Annotated in this window: 9 protein-coding genes and 1 pseudogene; 4 read left to right on the top strand and 6 right to left on the bottom strand. The window is 44.6% G+C overall.

The annotated features are described in order from the left end of the window. Positions 1 to 867, top strand: an 867-nt coding sequence (locus DA100_RS20870; RefSeq protein ID WP_171052155.1) for a hypothetical protein, incomplete at its 5' end; no start/stop codon positions are given. A 131-nt stretch (positions 868 to 998) separates the two neighbouring features. Here the strand turns inward: DA100_RS20870 and DA100_RS06070 are convergent. Continuing rightward, positions 999 to 1,115 (bottom strand): annotated as a pseudogene (locus DA100_RS06070) (transposase domain-containing protein); the annotation flags it as partial. Positions 1,116 to 1,182: 67 nt separating this feature from the next. Further along, complete coding sequence (locus tag DA100_RS06065; RefSeq protein ID WP_138971376.1) at positions 1,183 to 2,667, bottom strand: carbon starvation protein A; 1,485 nt, start codon at positions 2,665 to 2,667, stop codon at positions 1,183 to 1,185. A gap of 205 nt (positions 2,668 to 2,872) precedes the next feature. Here DA100_RS06065 and DA100_RS06060 point away from each other — a divergent pair, with 205 nt between their 5' ends. Next, complete coding sequence (locus DA100_RS06060; RefSeq protein WP_138971375.1) at positions 2,873 to 3,214, top strand: DUF2799 domain-containing protein; 342 nt, start codon at positions 2,873 to 2,875, stop codon at positions 3,212 to 3,214. Positions 3,215 to 3,275: 61 nt separating this feature from the next. Here the strand turns inward: DA100_RS06060 and murQ are convergent, their stop codons facing one another. Next, positions 3,276 to 4,202, bottom strand: coding sequence for an N-acetylmuramic acid 6-phosphate etherase (murQ, locus tag DA100_RS06055; RefSeq protein WP_138971374.1), 927 nt, complete (start codon positions 4,200 to 4,202; stop codon positions 3,276 to 3,278). Positions 4,203 to 4,210: 8 nt separating this feature from the next. Next, on the bottom strand, positions 4,211 to 5,326 hold the full coding sequence (locus tag DA100_RS06050) for an anhydro-N-acetylmuramic acid kinase (protein ID WP_138971373.1): 1,116 nt from the start codon (positions 5,324 to 5,326) through the stop codon (positions 4,211 to 4,213). Positions 5,327 to 5,425: 99 nt separating this feature from the next. Between DA100_RS06050 and nagZ the strand changes: the two genes are divergently transcribed. Next, positions 5,426 to 6,412, top strand: coding sequence for a beta-N-acetylhexosaminidase (gene nagZ / locus DA100_RS06045; RefSeq protein WP_138971372.1), 987 nt, complete (start codon positions 5,426 to 5,428; stop codon positions 6,410 to 6,412). 41 nt (positions 6,413 to 6,453) lie between these two features. Here nagZ and btsR read toward each other — a convergent pair whose 3' ends face one another. Both btsR and DA100_RS06035 read right to left on the bottom strand, forming a co-directional pair. Then, positions 6,454 to 7,173 (bottom strand): two-component system response regulator BtsR, encoded by a 720-nt coding sequence (btsR, locus tag DA100_RS06040; RefSeq protein WP_138971371.1) that lies wholly within the window; start codon positions 7,171 to 7,173, stop codon positions 6,454 to 6,456. An 8-nt stretch (positions 7,174 to 7,181) separates the two neighbouring features. Beyond that, positions 7,182 to 8,858 carry a sensor histidine kinase gene (locus DA100_RS06035; RefSeq protein ID WP_138971370.1) on the bottom strand — a complete coding sequence of 559 codons (1,677 nt, stop codon included), beginning with the start codon at positions 8,856 to 8,858 and terminating at the stop codon, positions 7,182 to 7,184. A gap of 240 nt (positions 8,859 to 9,098) precedes the next feature. Between DA100_RS06035 and DA100_RS06030 the strand changes: the two genes are divergently transcribed. Then, positions 9,099 to 10,172: a 3-deoxy-7-phosphoheptulonate synthase gene (locus tag DA100_RS06030; protein ID WP_138971369.1), complete on the top strand. Its 1,074-nt coding sequence runs from the start codon at positions 9,099 to 9,101 to the stop codon at positions 10,170 to 10,172. The last annotated feature ends 10 nt before the right edge of the window (positions 10,173 to 10,182 follow it).

Here is a 10,182-nt window from a genome sequence, read left to right as displayed (position 1 = left end):
GAAGCGCGATACATCTATTCCTTAGCGTTAGCAAGTCGAAATATTAACCAGGCGATTGAAAACCTGCGCGAGCTGAGTATCGAAGGCTACCCCTATGCGTTGGAAACATACGGCGAAGAACGAGTCTGCTCGCTTACACAGTACCGCGATATCTGTGACGAGTCTGGCTTTAATGAAGTAAAGAAGCGCGCCTATCTTGCCTGGGCGAGAAAAGATCCGTTAATTCCCAATATGTATCTTGGTGCCTTCAGAAATTCTCCGGATGGCGGCTATATCGGTGATTATCGTGAACAATTTACTGCTGAAGGGGAAGCTATTTTACAAGAGGGAAAAGATGCTGGTAGTTATATTAGTTCGTCATCCTTATACAATATGAAAATAAATGCAGAAGAAGGCAAAACTAAAGGAAACGATAGTGAGGTAAATTATTATTATAATCTTGCTAAAAAATGGCTGCTAAAAGGAAATAACTGGGGAAGCCTTGGTGTTCCTTATTCATTATGCTTTGACGATATAGAGTTGGCGAATGAATTTAATCATATATGTCTGACTGCAGAGGAAAACCTTATCTTATTAGATAACTTGGCAAAATTTGGAAATTTGGTCGCATATGATGAACTAATGTACTTCTTAATGCGACGAGAAATGAAAGTTAGAACTACCTTAGATGAATATATACGCTTTGGCGATAACGAAAATAAGCTACCGCCTGAATTAAAAGCAAAGTATGACCGCGCTATTAAGCTTAATAATGGCAGAGGCTGGGCTTATCATGGCGTGCAACAAAGCATAGAGAACTGGGAAAAACTGTTCAACGATAAGAAAATCAAAGGCTTCTTTGAAAAAGTCGGCACTATGTTTAATTAAATCGTGACTCTTTCTATGCCCAGCGAATGCTGGGCAGTGACATTAAGCAATTTGTCGAACAAATTATTGGTGGAACCGCATCCGCGCAAGGGTATGCAGAAGAGGGATTGTATTATCTTATGGCCCTTCGCTATCAGATCAACTACCTGAAACACATCAGTAATAGGTCTGTCGCGATGCAAACCAATACCGACTAGCAGCCAAACGACCAACTCAGCTGATAGCTTTCGTCTTCTCATACTGGCTTTTTTACGCGCTTTACAATAGAAAAGGCTCCCGAAGGAGCCTTAGTTTTCATTACGTTTTTGTTTTGAGCTACGCAGTTTCTGTGACTGCTTGTGGTTTCTCTTCGTCAGCAAGGTCAGTTTCACCTTTACCTTTGGATCTCTTAATCACGTAAGCGGTAACGGCTAGAGCAAACAGTACTCCAGAAATCGTTGATATTTGAATTGGCAGACCAAAACCTAGTGAACTGTTATTGAGAATGAAGGTAACACACACTGTCGTCATGAACATTGCAGGGATAGTGGTAATCCAGTGCAGCTTGTTATGGCGTAGTAGGTACGCGGATGCAGTCCATAGCATCATGACCGCGGTCGTTTGGTTAGCAAAGCCGAAGTAACGCCAGATAATGCCGAAATCTACTTGAGTCAAGATACCACCGATAACGAATAGTGGAACTGCCATCAATAGTCGGTTGCGCAGTGTTTTTTGCTCCATGTTGAAGTATTCAGCTAGGATCAAACGGCTAGAGCGGAATGCAGTATCACCAGAAGTGATAGGTAGGATGACGACACCGAGGAAAGCGATTACACCACCAAAGACACCGAGTAGGCCAAATGATGCGCTGTAAACGACATTACCAGGACCACCGTTTTTCACAGCTTCAGAGAGTGATTCTAGTGAGCCAAAGAAAGATAGAGCGATCGCACACCAGATTAGCGCGATGACACCTTCACCGATCATTGCACCGTAGAAGACGAAGCGACCATTCTTTTCATTTTCCATACAGCGAGCCATCAGCGGAGACTGGGTTGCATGGAAACCTGAAATGGCACCACATGCGATAGTGATAAATAGCGCTGGCCATAAAGGCATATCATTTGGGTTAAGGTTAGTTAGCATATCGCTGACTTGGAAATCACCCATTACAGTGTGTTCGCTAGAGAAAGCAATCGCTGTCATTAGACCGACCGACATGAAGATAAGTAGGGCACCAAATAGTGGGTAGAAGCGACCAATGATTTTATCAACAGGAACAATTGTAGCGATGATGTAGTAAGCGAAAATCGCGATAACCATGGTCGTCATGCTAACGTTCAGGCTAGTTTGATCGTTAATTAGGTTAGTGATCATTCCCGCAGGTGCTGAAACAAATACCACGCCGACTAGCAACAGAAGAACAATGGCAAAGATGTTCATAAAGTGTTTTGCGCCATTGCCTAGGTAGCGGCCTGTGATGGTCGGCACTGAAGCACCACCATTACGTACAGATAGCATACCTGAGAAGTAGTCATGTACCGCACCAGCAAAAATACAGCCGACCACAATCCATAGCATTGCTGCTGGGCCGTAAAGGGCTCCCATGATTGGGCCAAAGATAGGACCCACACCAGCAATATTCAGTAGTTGAACCAAGTAGACTTTTTTCGTCGACATTGGAACGTAGTCAACACCATCTTGCATAGTATGCGCAGGGGTTTGACGTTTTTCGTTAATACCAAAAATCTTCTCTACGAATGCGCCGTAGAGAAAGTAGCCACCTATCAGGGCCGCGACACAGGTTAGAAACCACAACATAGCACTTGTTCCTTAGTGAAATTAATTAAGCTCACCATGGATACTAAGTCTTTCTCGGGCAATCATCATTCGCTTCTGAAGTGAGTGGTCGTATAGAAAAATGAGTGGTTTTCTGAGCTATTAAGTGGTTTTTTCTGTCAGTAAGTGGCAATTGTTGAAGTTTAGTGGTTTGATTAATCACTGGAGATAAAGTCAAGGAAAAACAATGAGGAAGATAATTGTCGTAGCCATAATGACGGTTCTGACTGCGTGTGTGAGTAGCCCTGAGCAACTCGCAAAACAAGGAGACTGGTATCAAATTGGTTTTCAAGATGGAGTCAGTGGTCACACTCAGCGTTCTTATAAAGAGCTGACAAGTTTAGGCGCAGTTAAGCAGGCAGATTATGAAACGGGTTACTCGGAAGGTATCGGCCAATACTGCAACCCAGATTTCGCCTATCAGATAGGATTGTCTGGTCAATATTACGAAGGTGTGTGTGAAGGTACAGAGAGTGCGCAAAAGTTTCGAATGGAATGGCAGCGTGGCTGGAATGAATACCAGAACTAGCCATTGTTAATCGCATATAACAGAGGGGAGCAAGTTAGCCTCTGCTCCCCTAGTTATTCAATTAATCGTTGTGGTGAAGCTGAACCGCTTTGCGCAAAAAACCGTCTTGTTTATCGAGTTTACTTTTTGCTTCAGCAGCGTCCATTCCAGTGAGAATCATCAGAATGGCTACCTTAACGTCATAGTGAGTTTGTTCGAGCGTTGCAATCGCTTCACTGTTATCACAATCAGTTGCCTGCATAACGATGCGTGCAGCGCGTGCAACCAGCTTTTTGTTGGTCGCTTTCACATCAACCATTAGGTTCTGATAACTCTTACCTAAACGAATCATTGATGCTGTCGTTAGCATATTCAGCACAAGTTTTTGCGCTGTTCCGGATTTTAATCGTGTCGATCCTGTAAGAGCTTCTGGCCCCACAATTGGGCTAATCGCTATTTGTGCAATATCGGCGATGGGAGAGTCAGGATTACAGGACAGGGCAACGGTGGTTGCGCCAATTTGGTTTGCGTATTCGAGCGCTCCAATCACGTAGGGTGTTCTGCCGCTGGCAGCAATACCAACCACCACGTCATGGTGAGCAAAATTGATCGCTTTAAGGTCTTCGATGCCTAAGGTAAATGAGTCTTCCGCGCCTTCTTTCGCTTTTAAAATCGCCTCTGGTCCACCAGCGATAAGTCCAATCACCATCTGATCGGATACGCCAAAAGTAGGAGGGCACTCTGAGGCGTCTAAAACACCCAAACGACCACTGGTTCCTGCCCCCATGTAGATCAAACGCCCTCCGCTCTTAAATGCCTCTGTGATTTTATCGACGGCTTGAGCGATTTCAGGTAACACTTTCTCGACCGCCAGAGGAACCTGTTGGTCCTGTTGATTGATTCGCTTGACGATTTCACTTGAAGGCAAGAGGTCGATATCCATGGTCTCAGGATTACGCCCTTCAGAAACTAAATGTGAAAGTGCAGCGATAAGCGCATCATTAGTCATAGTTGTCCTTATTTATCAGCAAAGTACATCACACCAAGGCTAGCCAGTTTGGAGGCTCCGGTGACTTCAGGCAGATTGCTTGGCAGATTGTGAATGCGGCGATAGGCCAGCCAAGCAAAGGCCATCGCTTCGATATTATTACTGTCGACGCCTTTGTCATCGGTTCGCATCACCTGCCAATCTGGCAATAGCTCGGCTAAGCGTTGCATGAGTAGTGGGTTATGAGCGCCGCCACCACAGGTTAATAACTCTGGCGTATCGCCTAGTTTGAATTTTTTGACTTCATTAGCAATAGTTTGCGCGGTGTATTCACACAAGCTTCTTTGCACATCAGCAACCTTCGTTGAGTAACGGTTGAGGATGTTTTCTAACCAAGGCAAGTTGAACAGTTCGCGTCCGGTGCTTTTAGGTGCTGGAAGTGTTAGGTAAGGCTCATCAAGGAGTTCTGACAGTAGGTCAGTATCAATCTTGCCTTGATTAGCAAGCTGAGCATCTTTATCGAACGCGATACCTTGATGTTTATAACACCACGCGTCCATCAACATATTGCCTGGGCCTGTGTCGTAACCAATGATGGGGTGATCTGGTCTTAACACCGAAATGTTGGCAATGCCGCCGATATTGAGTACCACAACGCTTGAGCCATTCGATTTGAAAATTGATTGGTGGAAAGCAGGAACCAGAGGGGCACCTTGTCCCCCCAGTGCAATATCTTTGCGTCGAAAATCGGCGACCGTATTTATCTGCGTTAGGGCTGCAATGATATTGGCATCACCAAGCTGGATGGTAAAAGGCGCGTCCCCATTAGGTTGGTGGAAGACGGTTTGACCATGATTGCCGATGGCAGTGATTTCTTTTGCTGTTCGTCCGCTTTTGGCCAACAGCGCTTGTACTGCTTCCGCATAAAGTTTGCCGAGTTGATGATCTATGTGACCAATTTCTGGAAGCGTAGTTGATTGACCCAGTGACACATTTAGGATTCGTTGTTTAAGCTGCTCTGGAATGGCATGGTCATGGTTTTCCAACAGGCGAATATGACAATCGTCAATCTCGACCAGTGCAGTATCGATTCCATCAAGGCTAGTGCCTGACATAATGCCAATGTATAACTCTTTTGTGGTCATGCTCAATTTTCGCTAACAGTGAAGTTTAACCGTTGTAAACAGAGAATAATCCTAATAACCTCGGGAGCATAGCGAAATTCAGTTGGATGTGGAGAAATTATGGGACCGTTATGGATCGATGTGGCTGGTTGTGAACTGACTGCAGAAGATAAAGAAATTCTTGAACACCCAACCGTAGGTGGTGTGATTCTTTTTTCTCGCAACTACCATGATAGTGCGCAATTATTGGCGTTAAATAAAGCGATTCGTCACGCGGCTAAGAGACCTATTCTGATTGGTGTTGATCAAGAAGGTGGACGAGTACAGCGCTTTAGAGAGGGGTTCTCCCGAATTCCCGCTGCGCAGAGATATGCCCAGTTTGAAAACAGTGAGCAGTTAGCTCAGCAAGGTGGTTGGCTGATGGCTGCTGAGCTGGTGGCCCATGATATCGATCTTAGTTTTGCGCCTGTGTTGGATCAGGGGCATGAGTGTAAAGCGATCGGAGACCGTTCGTTTGGTGAGGATATGGATACCATCGTTTGCCATAGTCTCGCTTACATGAAAGGAATGAAATCGGTAGGAATGGCGACAACCGGCAAGCACTTCCCTGGTCATGGTGGTGTGATTGCTGACTCACATCTAGAAACCCCATTTGATTATCGCGATAACATTTTCGAACAGGATATGGCGATATTTAAAGCGCAAATCGAAGCCGGCATTCTTGATGCAATGATGCCAGCTCATGTTGTTTTTCCCCATTACGATGACCAGCCAGCGAGTGGTTCTGAATACTGGCTCAAACAAGTACTGCGTCACCAACTAGGTTTTAAAGGCATCGTTTTTTCTGATGACTTAAATATGGAAGGTGCGGCGATTATGGGGGGGCCAGCAGAGCGGTCTCATCAAGCATTGGTCGCAGGCTGTGACATGCTGCTGTTATGCAATAATCGACAAGGTCAGATTGAGGTGTTAGACAATCTGCCGATCATGGAAACGCCTGAAGCGGTTAATCTGTTGAAGACGCAAAGTTTTACCTTGGAAGATCTGCAACGCAGTGAGCAGTGGCGACAAGCGTCAGATGCGATGAAACGTATTTTAGAATCCTAACTGAAAGAGCCGCGACTGCGGCTCTTTGATTGATTGCTCAGTCAGTGAAAACCGAGTTTCTCCTTGAGGGTTTTAAGGTAACGACGACTCACTGGAAGAGGGTGATTGCTGACTGTGATAATTTCGGCCAAGCCATTTTCCAGTAGTTTAATTTCTTTAATGGCACTGATGTTGACGAGAAACTGTCGATGACAGCGAACAAGAGGTGTTTTCTCTTCTAACACTTTAAGTGTTAACTGAGACGTCGCTTTCTGTTCATGGGTCTGAACATGAACACCGCTAATGTCACTATAAGCAAACTCGACATCTTTAGTCGGAATAATAACGATTCTGTTGAGCCCAATACACGGCACCTGATCCAAACAAGGAGGAGCGATAGCGGCAATTTGCTCCTTATTGACTCGTTGTGTTTTCAGTAGTCGGTTAACTGTCTTAGTAAGCCTTTGGGTATCAACTGGCTTCAACAGATAGTCAAAGGCATTATCCTCAAATGCCTGAACGGCAAACTCATCATAAGCCGTAACAAACACGACTTTTGGCATCGTTTCGGGGTCGAGCATCGCCAGCAGCTCAATTCCCGTTATTTGTGGCATTTGGATATCGAGAAACACCACGTCAGGTTTAAGCTGATTGATTTTTTTTAATCCTTCGATTGCGTTGCTGGCTTGTTCGATAACTTGAATATGCCCAGTTTCTTCTAACAACTCTGTCAGTTCTTCGCGAGCAAAGAGTTCGTCATCTATGACTAATGCTGAAAGCATGGTGTTCCTTAATGAGAGTGTTCGTTGGGAATGATAAAGCTCATTCGCGTAAGTCTGTCCGGTTCTACTTCAATAGTGAGAGCCGAAGCACGACCAAATTTATTCGTGAGACGTTTGTCTACGATTTGCATACCTAATCCTAGATGGTCATCAGCAGGGGGAGAGTAACTGCCCGCGTTATCTTCAACAACGATACGATAACCCTCTTGCTCGACCTGACTGTAGACGCGAACAACGCCTCCGAATAGCAGATTTGATATCCCATGCTTGATGGCGTTTTCTACTAGTGGCTGAAGGGTAAATGTTGGCACTTTGCGACTGAGTAAACTTTCTTCGATGTCTATCGTTACTTCAAGCCTGTCGGTAAAACGCGCCTTTTCGATGGTCAGGTAGGCGTTCACATGGGCAAGCTCTTCTTTGAGGGTGACGGTTTCGATATCTTGCTTGAGATTGCTACGGAAGAAATGAGAAAGATGCTGAATAAGCTCTCTTGCTTTCGCGGGGTCTCGGCGAATAACTGCACTGATAGTATTTAGAGCATTGAACAAGAAATGCGGGTTGACTTGAGCATGGAGTAGTTTGATTTCCGCTTGAGATAACAAGGTTTGTTTCTGCTGGTAGTCACCAAATAGAATTTGGCTTGAGAGTAATTGGGCAATCCCTTCAGCCATCGACATATTGATGGTAGAAAACAGTTTTCGCTTGGGTTCGTACAACTTGATTGTTCCAATCACTCGTTCTCCCGCACGTAAGGGAATAATCAGTGCCGAACCAAGCTTGCATTCAGACGACAAAGAACACTGATAAGGCTTTTCCTTACCGTCGAGGTAGATAATGTCATTTTGTTGAATCGCATCTAATGTGCTTTGTGAAGAGATCGGGGTATTAGGTTTATGGTGATCATCCCCGATGCCTACAAAGGCTAGAATCTTTTCATCGTCGGTAATAGAAACAGCACCAACGTTGGTTTCTTCGTAGATGATTCGAGCGATTTTCTCTGCATTTTGGCTGTTAAATCCTAATGCCAGGATACCCACTGAACGTTCAGCTATGTTGAGTGCACGCCGTGAAAACGTGGCTGAATACTCTTCGAAGATGGTTTTCCTGTCATGCAGAATACTCATAAATAAGGCTGCGCCGACAGAGTTAGCAATGATCATCGGAGCTGCAATAGCAGATACCAAGTTATACGCTTGATCAAAAGGTTTGGCGACGATCAGGATGATCAGCATCTGGACGATTTCTGCCACTAAGGTAACGGCAAAAACCACACTCGGATTAAAGAGTTGTTCAGACTTTCCTTTACGAAGTAGGTAGATATGCAGTAAGCCACCAATCAATCCTTCGGCAGTGGTTGATATTGCACAAGCCACGTCGGTGAAGCCACCGAGTGAGTAGCGGTGTAAGCCTCCGGTTAGTCCGACAAAAAAACCAACAATAGGCCCACCAAAGAGTCCACCCATTACCGCGCCTATCGCTCGGGTGTTGGCAATGGCATCATTGATCTGTAAACCAAAGTAAGTCCCCATAATACAGAATAGAGAGAACAGCACGTAGACGCTCAACTTGTGGCTAAGTCGGTTGGATATGTTCAGCAATGGCAGAAATATAGGGGTCTTACTAAGCATGTAAGCCAGCACTAAATAGACACACATCTGCTGTAGTAGGGAAAGAATCAGATCCATAGCAATAAAATTAGGTGTGGATTTATCCCTTATTCTAGATAACAAACCGCAGAGAAAACATGCTTATCTCATCATTCTTCGCTAAAACCAGCTAAAACCTCATATGTAAATTTAAATTTACATTGGTGTTTTTTTTAGTTTACATGTTGCAATCTAAATTTGGGCTGTTATTTTATGTTTATTCAAGACCAAGTGATACGGATGAATCTTGGTGTAAAAATAAATATACAGGTTTAGGTTATGCAAAAAAGTGAATTGAGCAATATCAATATTAGTGATGAACAGGTTCTGATTACGCCAGAAGAGCTCAAGGCAAAATTACCTCTTAGTGACAAAGCTCGTCGTGCTATCCAAGAATCACGTCAAACCATCGCGAATATCATCCACAAGAAAGATCACCGTCTGCTTGTTGTATGCGGGCCATGTTCAATCCACGATATCGATGCTGCGAAGGAATACGCTAAGCGTCTTAAAGCACTTTCAGAACAACTGAGTGACCAACTGTATATTGTTATGCGTGTTTACTTCGAAAAACCACGTACAACGGTTGGCTGGAAAGGTTTGATCAATGACCCACATCTAGATGGCTCTTTTGATATTGAGCACGGTCTTCATGTTGGTCGTGAGCTACTTGTCGACCTGGCTGAAATGAATATTCCATTAGCCACTGAAGCTCTGGATCCAATCAGCCCACAATACCTAGCAGATACCTTCAGCTGGGCTGCGATTGGTGCTCGCACCACTGAATCGCAAACTCACCGTGAAATGGCGAGTGGTCTTTCCATGCCAATTGGTTTTAAAAATGGTACAGATGGTAGCTTAGCAACGGCAATTAACGCGATGCAAGCTGCTTCTTCAAGCCACCGCTTTATGGGTATTAACCGTGAAGGTCAGGTTGCTTTACTGACGACTCAAGGCAACCCAAATGGTCATGTGATCCTGCGCGGTGGTAAGCAGACCAATTACGATTCAGTTTCTGTGACTGAGTGTGAGCAGGATATGGCCAAGCATGGTTTGGAAGCTTCGCTGATGGTAGATTGCAGTCACGCCAACTCACGTAAAGATTTCCGTCGTCAACCTTTGGTTGCAGAAGATGTGATCCACCAAATCCGTGAAGGGAACAAATCGATTATTGGCCTAATGATCGAAAGTCATATTAACGAGGGCAATCAGTCATCTGATATTCCGTTAAGTGAGATGCAATATGGTGTTTCTATCACCGACGCTTGTATCAATTGGGATACAACTGAGGCACTATTACGCCATGCACATGAAGAGCTAGTCCCTTTCCTAGAGAATCGTTTGAAAGGCTAATGTAGAAGAG

Origin of the sequence: Vibrio sp. Hep-1b-8 (genome assembly GCF_006124995.1) — a bacterium.
Taxonomy (GTDB): domain Bacteria; phylum Pseudomonadota; class Gammaproteobacteria; order Enterobacterales; family Vibrionaceae; genus Vibrio.
Note: the sequence above shows the minus strand (reverse complement) of the source record. Positions and strands in the feature narration are given on the sequence as shown.